At 67.6% G+C, this 15,057-nt stretch carries 14 protein-coding genes and 1 pseudogene; 8 read left to right on the plus strand and 7 right to left on the minus strand.

The window, feature by feature from the left end:
* Positions 1–128 precede the first annotated feature (128 nt).
* From ABR737_RS43245 to ABR737_RS43255, 3 genes are all read left to right on the plus strand, one after another.
* A complete protein-coding gene (locus tag ABR737_RS43245) occupies positions 129–1,076 on the plus strand; it encodes a LysR family transcriptional regulator (RefSeq protein WP_350256623.1) in 948 nt (315 codons plus the stop codon).
* A 783-nt stretch (positions 1,077–1,859) separates the two neighbouring features.
* Positions 1,860–2,588 carry a class I SAM-dependent methyltransferase gene (locus ABR737_RS43250; RefSeq protein WP_350256624.1) on the plus strand — a complete coding sequence of 243 codons (729 nt, stop codon included), beginning with the start codon at positions 1,860–1,862 and terminating at the stop codon, positions 2,586–2,588.
* The gene (locus ABR737_RS43255) at positions 2,585–3,115 is read left to right on the plus strand and encodes a DedA family protein (protein ID WP_350256625.1); all 531 of its coding nucleotides are present in this window, start codon (positions 2,585–2,587) and stop codon (positions 3,113–3,115) included. Before ABR737_RS43250 ends, ABR737_RS43255 begins: the two co-directional genes overlap by 4 nt.
* 135 nt (positions 3,116–3,250) lie before the next feature.
* Here the strand turns inward: ABR737_RS43255 and ABR737_RS43260 are convergent, their stop codons facing one another.
* Together ABR737_RS43260 and ABR737_RS43265 are read right to left on the minus strand one after the other, a co-directional pair.
* Positions 3,251–3,727 (minus strand): hypothetical protein, encoded by a 477-nt coding sequence (locus ABR737_RS43260; protein WP_350257145.1) that lies wholly within the window; start codon positions 3,725–3,727, stop codon positions 3,251–3,253.
* Positions 3,728–3,922: 195 nt separating this feature from the next.
* The gene (locus ABR737_RS43265; protein WP_350256626.1) at positions 3,923–4,879 is read right to left on the minus strand and encodes a phosphotransferase family protein; all 957 of its coding nucleotides are present in this window, start codon (positions 4,877–4,879) and stop codon (positions 3,923–3,925) included.
* Positions 4,880–5,020: 141 nt separating this feature from the next.
* On the opposite strand from ABR737_RS43265, the pseudogene ABR737_RS43270 reads away from it, so the two are divergent.
* Positions 5,021–5,201 (plus strand): annotated as a pseudogene (locus tag ABR737_RS43270) (IS21-like element helper ATPase IstB); the annotation flags it as partial.
* Between the two features lie 35 nt (positions 5,202–5,236).
* Here ABR737_RS43270 and ABR737_RS43275 read toward each other — a convergent pair.
* Positions 5,237–5,776 (minus strand): 2'-5' RNA ligase family protein, encoded by a 540-nt coding sequence (locus ABR737_RS43275; protein ID WP_350256627.1) that lies wholly within the window; start codon positions 5,774–5,776, stop codon positions 5,237–5,239.
* Between the two features lie 274 nt (positions 5,777–6,050).
* Here ABR737_RS43275 and ABR737_RS43280 point away from each other — a divergent pair, with 274 nt between their 5' ends.
* Together ABR737_RS43280 and ABR737_RS43285 are read left to right on the plus strand one after the other, a co-directional pair.
* Positions 6,051–6,908, plus strand: a complete 858-nt coding sequence (locus ABR737_RS43280) for an NmrA/HSCARG family protein (RefSeq protein WP_350256628.1) — start codon at positions 6,051–6,053, stop codon at positions 6,906–6,908.
* Positions 6,909–7,093: 185 nt separating this feature from the next.
* Positions 7,094–7,384, plus strand: a complete 291-nt coding sequence (locus ABR737_RS43285; protein ID WP_350256629.1) for a hypothetical protein — start codon at positions 7,094–7,096, stop codon at positions 7,382–7,384.
* A gap of 944 nt (positions 7,385–8,328) precedes the next feature.
* On the opposite strand, the gene ABR737_RS43290 is transcribed toward ABR737_RS43285, so the two are convergent.
* Positions 8,329–10,506, minus strand: a complete 2,178-nt coding sequence (locus ABR737_RS43290; RefSeq protein WP_350256630.1) for a SpoIIE family protein phosphatase — start codon at positions 10,504–10,506, stop codon at positions 8,329–8,331.
* Positions 10,507–10,967: 461 nt separating this feature from the next.
* Here ABR737_RS43290 and ABR737_RS43295 point away from each other — a divergent pair, with 461 nt between their 5' ends.
* Positions 10,968–11,504, plus strand: coding sequence for a hypothetical protein (locus ABR737_RS43295; protein WP_350257146.1), 537 nt, complete (start codon positions 10,968–10,970; stop codon positions 11,502–11,504).
* 709 nt (positions 11,505–12,213) lie between these two features.
* Here the strand turns inward: ABR737_RS43295 and ABR737_RS43300 are convergent.
* The 3 genes from ABR737_RS43300 to ABR737_RS43310 all read right to left on the minus strand — a co-directional run bounded on the left by ABR737_RS43300 (position 12,214) and on the right by ABR737_RS43310 (position 14,099).
* A complete protein-coding gene (locus ABR737_RS43300; RefSeq protein WP_350256631.1) occupies positions 12,214–12,432 on the minus strand; it encodes an EF-hand domain-containing protein in 219 nt (72 codons plus the stop codon).
* A gap of 263 nt (positions 12,433–12,695) precedes the next feature.
* Complete coding sequence (locus ABR737_RS43305; protein ID WP_350256632.1) at positions 12,696–13,565, minus strand: LLM class F420-dependent oxidoreductase; 870 nt, start codon at positions 13,563–13,565, stop codon at positions 12,696–12,698.
* Positions 13,566–13,724: 159 nt separating this feature from the next.
* The gene (locus tag ABR737_RS43310; RefSeq protein ID WP_350256633.1) at positions 13,725–14,099 is read right to left on the minus strand and encodes a hypothetical protein; all 375 of its coding nucleotides are present in this window, start codon (positions 14,097–14,099) and stop codon (positions 13,725–13,727) included.
* Positions 14,100–14,497: 398 nt separating this feature from the next.
* Between ABR737_RS43310 and ABR737_RS43315 the strand changes: the two genes are divergently transcribed.
* On the plus strand, positions 14,498–15,037 hold the full coding sequence (locus ABR737_RS43315; protein ID WP_350256634.1) for a GNAT family N-acetyltransferase: 540 nt from the start codon (positions 14,498–14,500) through the stop codon (positions 15,035–15,037).
* Positions 15,038–15,057: the final 20 nt, after the last annotated feature.

The raw sequence follows: 15,057 nt of genomic DNA on the forward strand, positions 1-15,057 counted from the left end.
GCTCCTGTCGCGCTCTTTGCGAAACCACACGTTGACCAGAGACATCAAAGCGAGCGCGGTGGACCGGAATCAAACAACCATTTCACCGACCGGACTCAACGATTGGTTGTCCGCCTAGGATGGCCGGCGTGGATCTCATCGCCGTACGCACCTTCGTCACCGCCGTGGACGCGGGACAATTCCAGGAAGCCGCCGCCCACCTGTCGATCACCCCACAGGCCGTCTCCAAGCGCATCGCCGCGCTGGAAAAGGACCTCGGTGTGCAGCTGTTCAGCCGTACGGCCCGCGGAGCCCGGCTGACCATTGACGGGCAGGCGTTCCTGCCTTACGCCCGGACTCTCCTCCAAGCCGAGGAACGGGCAGCCGCTTCCGTGCGGCCAGGGCGCCGGGCGCTGCGAGTCGACGTGATCGGCCGCCGGCTCTCGGTGGCGGGTCTGCTGCGTGAGTTCCACCGCGCGTATCCCGGGACCGAGCTTGATGTCGTGACCCTGTTCGACTCCGACACGGCCATCGCCGCCGTCCGGACCGGGATGATCGACGCGACCTTCCGCGCCGTGACCATGCCGGGCCGGCAGCTCCCCGACGGTATCGAGGCCATTCCGGTCTTTGACGAACCGCTCCACCTGTTCACCGGACCGGCCCACGAGTTCGCCGCCGCCCGCGCCATCGCACCCGCCCAGCTCGCCGGGCGCCGCATCTGGATGCCCGGCAACCTGCCTGGCACCGAGTGGGCCGCCTACTACGACGAACTCGCCGCCACATTCGGTCTCACCATCGACGCAATCGGTCCCAACTTCGGCATCGAGCACCTTCTCGACACGATCGCCGACTCCTCGACACTGGCCACCTTCGTCAGCGAGCAGACTCCGCTGGTCTGGCCTGCCGGCCATGACTTGCGGCGCATCCCCCTGCACGACCCGACCCCGGTCTACCCGCACTCCCTGATCTGGCGCACCGACAACCCGCACCCCGCCCTCACCGCACTCCGCCACCACCTCACCTCCGCATACCCCGGCCGTCCCAACGGCGGGACCTGGACACCGAAGTGGTCCCAGTGCGCCACACCGTCGAGCTAGGCAGCAGTTTCGTTTGGATCACCGAGCAACCGGAGGCAGTTGCTGCGATGAGGAGTCGGGCCGGGTAGCCACCCCTGGCCTTCTTGTGTCGGGGTTGGCGTGACCGTCCGAACCTCCAGGTGAGCGCGTCGATCACCTCCGTCGATCAGCTGCTCTGAACGAGGCCGTAGCCGCCGGGGCGTGCGGGCTGCCCGTAGCTCCCAGGTCGGGCGGCTGTCCGTCCAGAGAATGACGCGGGGGCCGGTAGTGGCACTTCAGGACAGTGCGCCTTTGGGGTCCTGTGGGGGAGGACGGCACTGACCTGTGCATTCGAGGATGGGGACATCGAAGCCTCCGCAACTGTTCCAGGAGCTATGAGTTCGCATGCCCCCCACGGCACCCCTCCCGGGTGCTCCGCGCTTCCCCGGTCCCCCCTCAACCCACCGCGAGATCCCCGCCGACGCCATGGCCAACCTCTACATCCTCGCGCCCTGGTTGCACTGACCACGGCACAGAACCACGGCACAAAACCAGGGCCGGTGCTGCGGGAACTGTGTAGTCGAGCGCTGCATACCCGCCGCCTGACAATTCCGCCTGAGAACACCCCAAGCCCGCCCCTGACGGCCAGGTAAAAACAAAGGATTGCCGCCGATCAAGAACACGAACGTGATCATGATCAAGGGTGCGAACACGATTACGATCACGAACACGAGCACCCCTTGTCGCCAAGAGGCGAACCCTTGCCATCAAACGACACTTTGACGGACACATCCGCTTGAATCCCCTCAGGTATTCCTTTCCCTAATGAATGAAAACACCACTCACAGTCATGTCCGGACTCAGCGCGCGACCGAAGGCTGGGCCTTCTTGGTTGAGTCGATACGGAATCACCGCACGGTCGGTTCCATCGCCCCCAGCAGTAAGTCGCTGGCAGGCCTGCTGGCCGACCCGTTGCGGGAACAAGCGTCGCGGACCACGAACGTCCTGGAAGTAGGCGCGGGTACCGGCTCGGTCACACGAGTCCTGCTTCCCCGGATTTCTCGGGGAAGCCGCCTGGACATTGTGGAAGCCAACCCTCATTTTGCCGCACACCTGCGTCGTCTGGTTCACGGCTACCCGAACCTGCCGGAAAAGCAGGAGCAAGTGCGCGTACATAACGTATATGTCGAACAGCTCGCCACCGACCGTCGCTATGACGTGATCGTCTCTGGCCTGCCATTCTCCAACTTCTCCCCCCGGCAGGTTGAAGAGATCATGGGGAACTACTTTCATCTGCTCCGCCCCGGCGGAACTCTCACCTACTTTTCTTACTGCGGCAGTCGCTGGGTCCGTACCTTTCTGACCTCTCGCCCTGAGGCCCGTCGTCAACGCCAGGTCAAGGATCTGCTGAACCGGTATCACCACCGCTACGCGACCGGCTGTTGGACCGTGTGGGGAAATCTGCCACCCGCGCAGGTGTGGCAACTGCGCCGCCCCCTCGATGCTGTCGATGCCTCCGGCGTCATGAACGCCCAGCCGGACATAGCGCGATGAAGGCCTTCCCCGGTCTGCTCAGCCAGATTCCGCCGGCCACCGCCTACATGGTGCTGGCCGCGGCAATCATTGCGGAGTCCATTTTGCTGGTAGGTGCCTTGATCCCCACTCTCGCGTTCATGCTCACAGCGGGAGCCTTGGCCCGGGCCGGCAGCATGAATCTGTTGTGGGTCATCGCAGTCGCCGCCGGCGCTGTCATGATCGGGGACGCACTCGGCCATCGGACCGGTCACCTGCTGGGTAATCGTCTCCGTACCGGGAAGCTCGGCCGCCGCATTCCTGCCTCAGCGTGGCAACGTGCCGAAACCCTCATGAACAAGCGTGCCGGCCAAACCCTCCTGATCTTCCGTTTTGTGCCCGTGCTGCGGACCCTCGCACCGCACATGGCCGGAATTGCCGGCCTGCCGTACCGTCATATCGCCCCGTACAGTGCTCTCGCTTCGGTCGCATGGGCGAGCGCGGAAAGCGGCGCGGGCTACACAGCAGCCTTCTCCCTCCAGCACATCTCCGTGATGGGAGGCTCATAGCCCGTGAGAGCGGCCTTGATGGCTTTGTTCATGAGGTGCGGAAGACCAAGCACACATTCCGTGCGGACGATACACGGCATTCGGCCTCGGTGATGCAACGTCACCCGAGACCGTTAGTCGACGCTCAGGACAGGGTTATCGGAGCGGCCCTCGTTCGTCGATGAACGCGGTGGGCGAGGACAGGAACACCTCGGTGCTGACCGGGCCGTAGGCGACGTTGAACGTGTCCAGCCAGTACGACCATCCCCGGATCCCCAGTGCACTGCTGAAGCGGTAGTTGAGCTGCCAGCGCACCCACTGACCGGGGGCGAGTCGCACCGCCGGGGGCCGCCGCGGCCGGGGCGGCACGGCAAACAAGGGCTGGACTCGAGGGAAGACCCGCAGTCGTCCGCCGGCTTCCATAAGCTGGACATCGACTTTGGCGGGGTCTTCCTGGGCGGCACAGGGCTTGAAGCCGTCACGCTCTTGCATGCGCATCACGTGGGCGGAGGTGGCGGTCCCGCCACGCGGGAGAGCGAAGCCGACCGGGGCCGAGTTCCTGCGCGAGGCAGCCTCTCCTCCCCGGGACTCCTTCGTCCAGGATGTCCGTATCCACTGGACGGTGATCTCCATGACGTACTCCCGCCGGGTCGTCGAGGCCATCACTTTATGTCTCTCTCAGTAATCACCGAACATGTCCGGTTGTGATTACTGGCTCTGCCGGCGGGCGGGCGGGTGTCGGTGAGGAGGATGTGCTGAGGAGGACGCTCTGGCGAAGGAGCGGGAGTTGGCCCGGCCGAACGGGGCGCTTGACCATCTCGACTCGGCTCAGCCCAGAGCGTCCATCAGGGCAGTGGCATAGACATCCAGCCGCGCCTCCACGGCTCGCGTCGTCAGCTCTGTCCTCCCTGCCTCCCGCCATGGCTGCGCCACCAACTGCACTTCTTCTGAGAACGCCAGCGCGTCGCGGACTTGCCAGTACAGCCGCTCGCTCGCGGCCGAGGCCAGCACCCCGCCGGCCTCCTCATAGGCCTCAGCGAACCGCAGGCCCCACGCCGGGCCGTGCAGCAGCGCGAGATTGGTGGAGCAGTGCGCGACATCGAGGTCCGCCGGGCCCCAGGAGGTCTGTGCCCAGTCGATGACGCCGGTGATCCGGGGACCTGCCGGGCTTGAGGGCGGTACGTCGAACAGCACGTTGCCGGGGTGGAAGTCCCGGTGCAGGAATCGCCCTTCATAGGGCGGCGCGGGCCTGCGGATCACGTCGATCGCCGCGGCCCATGCCGCCGTGTCGGCGCCCTTCGGAACCACGACGGTGCCGGCGGTCGTCCACGCCACATACTCCCGGGGCCGCACGGCGGGGCGCACCGCGTGGATCGCCACGAGTTGACGGGCCAGCAGAGGAAGGCGCGTCTCCAATCCCTCATCGTCCAGGACCGTCCGACCCACCAAATGCGTCATAAGAAGCGACGGATACTCGCAATGCGTGGCGGTCGGATCAACCGCGACCAGTCCAGGAGCCGGCACGCCGGTCCCCGTGAGCAGGGCCAGGGCGTCGGCCTCCCTGTTCAGCCAGTCCTCGGCATGCTCCACGTTGACGAAGCTCCGCAGCACCAGGTCACGGGTGCCTCCGTCCCGTGTGCCGATGGTCAGCCTCCGCATGTCGGCAGTGATTCCGCCTTGCAGTGCCTCGGTTCTGACGACCCGTTCGCCGACCTCCAGGTGCCAGTTCACCCAAGCCAGGGTCAACGGTCGGACAGCCGCCGCCTCATCGTGATTGCTCACCATGCCGCCCCATTATCCGGACGACGGCACGCGCAAAAGCCTTCCGTTGGAGGTGATGGCAACCTTGCTCTATTCCTCGTGCCCGCTCAATGGCACATCTCGCAGCTGCCGCAGACACTGGTTCGTCACGGGTCCGCCGAGATCGCCGACCGGGCGGCCAAGGACCAGATGACCTACCACGGCTTCCTCGCCGGGCTGCTGATGGCGGAGTGCGGACGACCGAGCCCGCCGCCGCTCGGAACGGCTGATCAAGGCCACCGACTTCCCGTGGGAGAAGTCTCCGCGGACCTTCGACTTCGACGCCAACCCCAACATCGACCCGGCCGACGACGCGGCGAGCCAGTCAAGCTCACGGCCCGTTCATTCAAGAAGTGCGAACGACGCCCGCTCTTGCCACTTCGCGCCGTCGTGCACCATGAGTTCAACTGACGAGACCCTGCACGCAAAGGGGAGTTTGCCGAGCAGATCAGCCTCAATCTCATCCAGAACGACATCGTCCTGACCAGCAGCGACGGTCAGGTGAGGCACGATCTCGGTGAACTGGCCTCCATAGGGAGGGGCCTCGGGCCACCGGTCAGCGATCACCTCAGTGAGACGCCGCAACTGCGCGTCTGGCTCAGGAGCGAGATACAGCACCCCGGGAAACCGCCCACAGTTCTCAAACCGCAGGTCAAAGGCATGATGCCTGCCGAGCACATCAGTGAGAGCCGAGCGGACATGCGCATCTATTCGGTTCTCGTCGAGGAACGGGAACAGCGCCGTGATGTGTGCCGGTACTCCTGCTCGGGCTGATGGATCAAACCGTTCACGCCATGCGCGGACGGCCGGCTCCGCATCCGGGAGCCTGACGATGAGTCCCGTTTGACCTGCCTGAAATCTGGTGGTGCTGTCGTCCGCCATGACACCGCATGTTGCCACCTCAGAAGCCGACTACAGAAGGCAGGCCGCACTCATCCCGCTTCTCGCTCCGACAGCCTCTGGACGGGAACGAAGAAAGAGATCCCACGACCTGTTCGGGCGGCTGGGGCGCCGTCGTGGCGTGACGGCATGGGTTTGCCGGTGAGTGGCTTGGTGGTACCGATGGGCCGTTGCCGCAGGTGGCGGCCTGGGCCGCGGTCGCGGGACGGGTGGTCACGCCGAGAGTGTCGTGAGATGGGCGTCGATGATGTCTGATGTGGATGAGCCGCGCGGCGTGGTGTTGGTAGTGGGAGCCACCGGCCAGCAGGGAGGGGCCGTGGCCCGGCATCTGCTCGCGGCGGGCCGGCCGGTGCGGGCGCTGACCCGCAATCCGGCCAAGCCGGCCGCGCGTACCCTCGCGGATCAAGGTGCGCAGGTGGTCGCCGGAGATCTGGGGGACGCGGAGTCGTTGCGCGGCGCTCTGGCGGGCGTGGACGCGGTGTTCTGCGTAACGCAGTTCTTCGAGGCCGGCTACGAGGGCGAGGTACGGCAGGGCAAGCTCATGGTGGACCTTGCGGCGCAGGCCGGCGTGGAGCACTTCGTGTTCAGCTCGGTGGGCAGCGCCGACAGGAACACCGGTATTCCGCACTTCGACAGCAAGTATGAGGTCGAGCGATACCTGGCGGAGAGTGCCGTTCCTTTCACTGTGTTGCGGCCGGTGTTCCTGATGGAGAACTGGGAGGCCATGCGGCGGGAGATCGCAGGGGGATCCCTGGTGACGCCGTTGTCGCCGGAGCGACCGGTGCAGCAGGTCAGCGTGGAAGACATCGGCGCATTTTGTCTGTTGGCCCTGAACAGGCCCGAAGAGTGGAAGGGGCGTGCGGTGGATCTGGCCGGCGACGAGTTGTCGATGGCGCAGACCGCCGAGGCCTTCGCCGGCGCCCTGCAGCGGAAGGTGGAGGTGCAGCGGATCCCCTGGGAGGACTTCCGCGCCCAGCAGGGCGAGGAGATGTACGCGATGAACCGCTGGTTCGAGACCACCGGCTATGAAGCCGACGTAAGTCGGCTGCGTGCGCTGCATCCCGGGATGCTGACGCTGGCTGAGTACTTGCGCAGGAATGGGTGGCAGGCGTGATCGTGAAGCCCGGAGCCCGGAGCCCGGAGCCCGGAGCCCGGAGCCCGGAGCCCGGAGCCCGGAGCCCGGAGCCCGGAGCCCGTCGCGCCGACGAGCGCAGAGTGCATGGTGCGACCGCCCGTAGTAGGGGCCCCGCCGCTCGTCGCCCCGCCTGACGTCACATCAGGGGACGCTGCAGGCGCCTCGTGCAGCAGCGCGACGACGGTAAGGAGCGCTTCGGGGCGGTCGAGGATGCGCAGGGCGATGTCGTGGTCCTGACTGCTCAGGCTTGCGGTGGTGCGCTCTTCGAGTTCGGCCCGATGCTTTCGACGGCGGCGCGCAGGGCACAGTCGGCGGGCGTGCCCCGTCATTTCTGCTCGACATTCGCAGGCCCGTTGATCACCAACTTCCTCCGGAACCCTCGAAAAGCGTTGCCTCTAGCGATGAAAGAAGCCATCAGGCTGATGGTCCAGGAATTCGACCAGCCGGGATTCTGAACGCGCAAGCCGTTCCCGCTGCTCACGGGGAAGCGAAGCGAGGGAGTCGACGAGGACTTGCTTCCGGGGGACGTGCACCATGTGGCCGGAGTGCATCCGGCAGCCAGAACACCAGGCGAGTCCCACACACCGCTCGAACATGGCGGACTCACGCGGATGGACGCGGTACTGGTATGAGCGGACGGGCGTTCCGCAGGCGCCGCAGATCCGTCGATCTCCGTCGGAGACCGTGTCCCAGGTCGCGACCTTGAGCCAGTGCTGCCGACCAGCCGGAGTTCTTCGAGTCTTCATGTCCTGCATTCTCTATGGGGAGGGGAACGGCTGTCGGCCTTCATGTCTGTACAGCAGCTCGGAGCCATCCCTGTGCGTGCGGGGAGCAATGAACTGCCCTCGTTGGCACCGTGCCTGGAGGCCGGTTGCCGACCAGACGCCGGGGTGCCCTGGACCTTAGGCGTATGTGGGGTCACCACATCACGGAGACTGCGGTGCCGTGCCAGGGGCCGTGCAATCCATCTGGCGGCGGATTTCCCTGAGGTCGACGTCGAGGATTGCACGGTTCCGTCTGGCTTTGACCGCTGGGTTCGCCCCGGAGCTTTCACCGTGGTCCCGCGGGCCTGGTCATTAGCGGCTGCCGGTTCACGACAGTTTGCGGCGAGGCGGCGAGGCGGCGAGGCGGCGAGGCGGCGAGGCGGCGAGGCGGCGAGGCGGCGAGATGGCGAGCGGGTCATGAGGTCGATGTCGGCCGGCCGGACCGCGACTGCTGAGTGGGGTTTGTCAACGCAGGCCCCGTGGCGGTGCTGGAAGAGCGGCCCGGGCCCGAAGAGGGAACTGGACATGGATCCGCGGGCAGCTCCCTCGGGCCCCCTCGCCGCCCGCGACGGTGCCAGGTGACCGGCGTTCGGTAGGAGTAGGAGTAGGAGGAGGTGACCGGCGTTCGGCAGGAGTCAGGTCGCCCGATGCCGAGCGCCGTCAGCCGGAAGGTGTTCCTCTGCCCAGACGATCTTGCCGTCGGTCGTGTATCGGGTGCCCCAGCGGCGGGCCAGTTGCGCTACGAGGAACAGGCCGCGACCGTCTTCGTCGGTGGTCCGTGCGTGGCGCATGCGTGGTGAGCTGCTGCTGGCGTCGGAGACTTCGCAGATGAGGGCATCCTGCCGGATCAGGCGCAGCCGGATGTGTCCGTTGCCGTAGCGGATGGCGTTGGTGACGAGCTCGCTGACGATGAGCTCGAAGGTGAAGATCAGGCTGTCCAGTCCCCAGGCGGTGAGGCGGTCGGCGGTCAGGGAGCGGGCGTCCGCGACGACCGACGGGTGGGAGGTCAGCTCCCAGGTGGCCACTTGGTCCTCGTAGAGGGCGTGGGTGCGGGCCAGGAGCAGCGCGACGTCGTCGTCGGGACCGCCGGTGAGTACGTCGTTCAGGACGGTTCCGCAGAGTTCGTCGAGCTGCGCCCCGGGGGAGGCCAGCGCGGTACGCAGCCGGGAAAGGCCCAGGCCCATGTCCTGGTCGCGCGTTTCTATCAGGCCGTCGGTGTACAGGACGAGGACGCTGCCGTCGACGATGTCGAATTCGGCGGATTCGAAGGGCAGGGCGCCCAGGCCGAGCGGAGGCCCGGCGGGCAGTTCGGGGAAGGTCACCGAGCCGTCCGGGGTGACGACTGCGGCAGGGGGGTGGCCTGCGCGGGACATGGTGCAGATGCGCGTGGCCGGGTCGTATACGACGTACAGGCAGGTGGCGCCGAGCGCGGCGGGGCTCAGTGACGGGTCGGCTGTCTGCTCCTCGTCGATCAGGCGCAGCACCAGGTCGTCGAGGTGGGCCAGCAATTCGTCCGGAGGGAGGTCCATGTCGGCCAGGGTGCGAACGGTGGTGCGGAGCCGTCCCATGGTGGCCGCGGCGTCGATCCCGTGGCCCACGACGTCTCCGACGACCATGGCCACCCGGGCCCCGGACAGGGGGATCACGTCGAACCAGTCGCCGCCGGCGCCATCGGAGGCATGGGCGGGCAAGTAGCGCCAGGCGAGATCGAGAGTGCTGCCGCCGGTGAGACTGCGCGGGAGCAGGCTGCGCTGCAGAGCGAGCGCGGTGCTGTGCTGCCGGGTGTAGCGGCGCGCGTTGTCGATGCTCACCGCCGCGCGGGCCACGACCTCTTCCGCGAGGAGCAGGTCGTCCTGCTCGAAGGGGTCGCGCAGCTGCCAGCGGATGAACCTGACGACGCCCAGGACATCGCTGGGGGCGCGGATCGGGACGAGTATGAGGGAGCAGAAACCGAACTCCTGGATTTTCGCGGTCCGGGCCGGGTCTGTCGCGAACCAGCTGCTGGTCGACGCACCCGGCATGGCTTCCAGCCGGGAGCGCCCGTCCTGCATGCACTGCATTTCGGGTGAGTGGGGGTGGAAGCCGACGGCCTGCCCGGTCGCCGCGACCGACTCGGGACAGCCCGCGTGGATCGACTGCTGGCCCGCACGGCGCAACTGCGGCGGCGGGTTGAGGGGAGCCCGGGGACGCGGTGTGTCGCCGCGTATCACCGATTCCAGGAGGTCGACGGCGACGAAGTCGGCCAGTCGCGGCACGCTGATGTCGGCCAGGGTCTGCGCGGTGTGCATGACGTCCAAGGTGCTGCTGGTCTGAGCTCCGACCTCGTTCAGCAAGGCGAGCCGCTCCCGGGCCCGCCAGCGGTCGGTGACGTCGAGGACGATGAAGGACACGCCCAGCACCCGGTCCGCGGCGTCGTGGAGCCGGAAAATGGACAGCGAATAGGCGTGCGGCCGATGGGGGTGTGCCCTTGAGCCGCCTCGCAGCAGGTGATCGACCAGGGGCCGTCCGGTATCGAGCACGCCTCGTGTACGGGACTCGATCCCCTCGGCATCCAGCCTGAGGTCCAAGCGCGGCAGCACGTCCCGCAGGCGCTTCCCCAACCGCTGGTCACGCGGGAGGCCCCCGAGGCGCTCCAAGGCCTCGTTGACCCAGACAAAGCGCAGATCCCGGTCCAGCACGGCCATACCCGCCGGGGAAAGAGCGAGGATCCGCTCCAGCATCGGAGGGTTCGCATGCCACCACTCGTCCGTCGGCCCCGGGCTGCGGCCGGCTGCACCTGCGCTGTCGGAGGTATCGCTGTCGGAGGTATCCATGTGCACTACACCGTCGTCTGTGAGAGGCAGCACCTGACTTGTCCGGCGCGCTGGGGCTTCCCGATCGCGTCAGAGGCTCCTGACTCAAGGGTCTCACCGGCCTGCGAAGTCGTCGCACTGTCCAGGCCGGCGTCGGGGAGCGCGGGGCAGCCTGACGCGCGCTCCCTGTGCTGCACGTGCTCTCGCTGCTCGGCCTTGGCGAGGCAGGTTGTCCGTCGGTCCGCGCCACGTACGCGTCCCCGCGTCCCCGCGTCCCCGCGTCCCCGCGTCCCCGCGTCCCCGCGTCCCCGCGTCCCCGCGTCCACGGGGCAGAGGGGAGCAGAGGGAGGAGGTCGTTCGCGGGTTCGGTTTGAGGGGTGTCCGAGGGTTCTCGCTCGGGAATTGCCTGCCCCGCTTGTGATCGGCGGTCTACCGTACGGATATGCCACGCTACGTAACGTGGTCACATGAGGAGGAATTCTGTGTCATCGTCCTGCGACCCCCAGCACGCTCCCGCCGGCGATGTGGGGGCAGCGCTCATGGTGATCGACTCCCGGCTCAAAGCCGTCTACGACGGTATGACGGAGACCGGCCCCGAACAGCAGGAGTTAATCGACCAGTTCACTGCATCCCTGGGTCCCAAGGGAGCCAGTGACGTGTTGGACGGCGCTTGCACGCTCATCTACATGTTCATGAACTGGCTGCGGATGGCGTACGAGGACCACGAGAAGGACGTCATCGAGTGCGTGGTGCCGAACCTCGTTGCCACGATGCGCATGATGCCCAAGAGCGTCCGCCCCGAGGCCATCCCCACCATGGCGGGCCTGGTCATCGCGGCAGGCACGGGCCTGAGTCCCAGCCTGTGGCGTAAGCAGTACGGAGGCTGGACTGCAGCGGAGATGAATCCCCTGGAAGCCACCGCCTTCCTGCTCGCCGAGCACATCAACCGGCTCACCGACGACCGCGCCTTCGCCACCCGCATGATTGCCGAGGCTCTGTCCAGCGCGTTGCAGGACTGACCTGCGGCCACGGGCGCTCGACCACCCACATGTCCCGCTGGATCCCGTACTCAGGCAGGGAGTATCGCCGGTCCGGCGTTCCGGCCCTCCGTCAGCGTACACAGCAACTTTGACCACCTGGGAAGAGGGAAAGACCTGCAAGGTCATGGGCGCTGGTGCACGCACTTAGCAAGGTGAGCCCGCTTCTGCCCTCTGGCTCTCTTCGCCGCGGTGGGTTACCCCGCGGGGCCTCCCCGCCAAACCGGACCCCGGGCCTTTGGCGGGCCCGGGGCCAGGCGGGGTTGGAGGCGATCAGCCGTCGTCCGCAGGGCAGACGGGGACGGCCTGGGCGGTGGCCGGCGCTGGTGCCGGGCCCGCCCCCGAACGCCGAGTTCCCGTAGTCCGGCGCGTTGTTCGAGGTCGGCCAGTCGTAGCGCCGCCTGATGCTGGAGATCCATCCGCACGGTTCACGACCGCCGGCTCCCGTATCGCCCTCGATGGTGCTCTGCTTGCCGTGGCCGTGGGGTACGGGCCGGTCGGGGCCTTCCCGTTCCACCCACTCCGTGAGGGCCGCCAAGCCGCGCTGGAACGCCTGCCTGCTCTGCTTCGCCCGGGGGCGAGCTTGTCGCGTAAATTCGCTTTGAGCCCACCACCGGTCATGCGCGTACGGGTATGAGCCGCGCCGCCTGCGACACGGTCACGTGCCGGTCCGGACCAGTTGGTCGGGTGATCAGCCCTTCATGGCTGCCCAGAACTCTTCGAAGGACATCTGGCGATCGCCGTTGGTGTCGAGCGAGTCGATCAGCTCCTGGGCCTGCGACTCGGTGATCTGCGAGCCTTCCAACTCCGCCACGACCTTGCGGTATTCATCCGCGGTGACCTGGCCGTCCCCGTCGATGTCGTAGCGCTCGAAGACCTTCCGCGCTGCCGTCTCCATGATGTCTGCCATGTCTCCGCCCTTCTGTGATCGTCGCTGACCGGCCCAGATTATCCGGCCGCGGAAAGCCTGCCGGACCCGGTCCCCGTCGCCTGCTCCTGCATCCTCCGGGGCCATATGCGTGCTCGGCGGCCTCGCAGGAGGCGCCAGGCCCAGGGTGGGGGAGCGGTCAGCCGACGTCCGCAGGCCCGGCCGCCGGGGTCCGTCCCGTCTCGTATCCCGGGGGCGCCTTGCGGGCGTGAAGCATGGGGCTGGTGCTCCGGCCGGCCGCCTGGCTATTCCTCCGGGCGGATCCACGTCCGGGCGAGTTCCGCGACCCAGGTGGTTGCCGCGTCGGGAGCGGGCGGGGGCGCGCCGACGACCACGAGTTCGGTGACGCCCGCCTCACCGAGTGCGGGCAGGTGCTCGGGGAGGCCGTCGCTCAGCGCGACGGCGACCGTGAGCTCGTCGAAAGCGCGACCGTGGCGGGCGCACTCCTCAGCGAGAACCGCGAGGTGCGCCGGGACGTCGGCCGCCGGGACGTTGAAGCCGTACCAGCCGTCGGCGAGCGTGGCCGCACGGCGCAAGGCGGCGTTGCTGTTGCCGCCGGCCACGACCGGGAGATGGCCGCCGCGCAGCGGCTTGGGGTTGACCCGGATCGACTCGAAGCGGGTGAACTCCCCTGCGAAGGAGGCCGGGTCCTCGGCCCACAGGACGCGCATCGCGGCCAGGTACTCCTCGGCGCGCCGCCCGCGCTGGGCGAAGGGGACGCCGAGCGCTGCGAATTCCTCGGCCGACCAGCCGACCCCGACCCCGAGGCTGAACCGTCCGGCGCTGAGCACGTCGAGTGTGGCGGCTTGTTTGGCGACCAGAACCGGGTGGTGCTCAGGCAGCAGGAGTACGCCGGTGGCGAGCTCGATCCGGCTGGTGACCGCTGCCGCGAAGGTCAGGGCAAGCAGCGGGTCCAGCCAGTCCGCGTCCGCGGGCACGGCGATCCGGCCGTTCGGGGAGTAGGGGTAACGGGAGGCGGGCGCGTCCACGAGCACCACGTGCTCGCCGCACCAGAGCCGCGCGAAGCCGTGCGCCTCCGCGGCAGTGGCCACCGCACGGATCACCTCGGGACGGGCACCGTCACCGATACCGAGCGCGTGCAACCCGACTCGCATGCTCCACCTCCGGACATCACCTTAAGCGCGCAGTGCAGATGCGCCCGGGCGACATGGCGCGCTACCCGAAGGGACGGAGAGCGAGGACGACGGCCTGCCGACGGGAGTCGGTCTGTCAGCGCGAGTCGGCCTGCTTGTTGGTGCCGGCTCGAGGATTGCTCAGCAGGCCGGAACACCGGTCCGGTTCCGCCCTCCCCCCAACCGCCACCCCTGCGCCGCGAGTATCCCGGCAACCAGGCCTTTCCACACCGCGCCCGGTGTCTGATGTGTCTGGCCCGATTGTGTGGCGCTGAGGAGTTCGCCGGGCGCCGCGGCCTGACGGTGCCGGTCGGCGAGGGGAGCAGGACGGTGCCCCGCATGGCAGATGGCACATGGCAGATGGGTCGGACACGTGATGTGGGTTCCCAGGTTCTCGGCGGAGCTGATCGTGTTGTCCCAGCAGTCCCCGTGCAGAACCAACATGGCCTCCGTGAAGATCCTGTTCCTGTGCCTGTACTTGGCGGCCTGGTAGACCTTGGCCTTCTTGCCGGCCATGAGCGCCCCGAGGGCGGCGGTGTGGTGGGCCGCTACTGCGTGGGACTGCCCGGCGGACGGCTATGCGTCGTTGGCGGAGGCCGGCGGTGCGACACCGAGCATGAGTGCGGCAGCGGCGGTGCCCGTGGCGGCCATGTGGCGAGTACGCCGGAGAATCCAATCCATCCGCACTTTGGGCTCTCCAGGCTCTCCGGCTTACGGGCCCGTACGGCGCTGATGGGAACCTTTGAAAACGGCCGGGGGTGCTCCTCGCCCCATTTGCTTGGTCTGTGAACTGTCTGGGGAAGATGGGGAGTGGTGAGCGGCCCTTGGTCACCGCAACGGGTCTGCGTGGCCCCGTTGGCTTGATCGGTCCGCGAGCCTTGATCATTGCCGAGCCTGCTGATTGGTTGGTCGGCATGACTGAACTCGGACCCGTCGCCTGGCCGCCTGCCCCGATCAAGACTGAGCGGCTCGTGCTCCGAGAGCCTGAGGCTCGGGACCGTGCAGCGTTTATCGAGCTGCTGGCGTCGCCAGAGGTGCACGCCTATCTCGGCGGCCCCCGGTCGCGGGACGAGCTTGAGCGTGAGATGCCTGGGGTGCCCGAGCGATGGCCGGGGAGTTTCGTCGTTGATCTCGACGGGGCGATGATCGGCCAGATCCTGCTCAGGAGGGCAACGGAGCATCTTCGCCCGGCTGCTGTGGGGAAGGTCGATCTCGGCTATCTGTTCCTGCCGCAGGCGTGGGGGTTCGGGTATGCCGCCGAGGCGTGCGCGGCGGCACTCGATTGGCTCGGTGGTGTCCTTCCCGGCGAGCCGGTGGTGCTCGCCACCCAGACCGCCAACGTCGGTTCGATGCGTCTCGCGGCAAGGCTGGGGTTCACCGAGGTAGAGCGGTTCCAAGCCTGGGGTGCCGAGCAGTGGCTCGGCTTGCGGTCCCCGGTCGCGCCGTCTGCTTGAACTCGTGGACGGAGCCGCGT

Source organism: Streptomyces sp. Edi2 (assembly GCF_040253635.1).
In the GTDB taxonomy this organism is placed as follows: Bacteria; Actinomycetota; Actinomycetes; order Streptomycetales; family Streptomycetaceae; genus Streptomyces.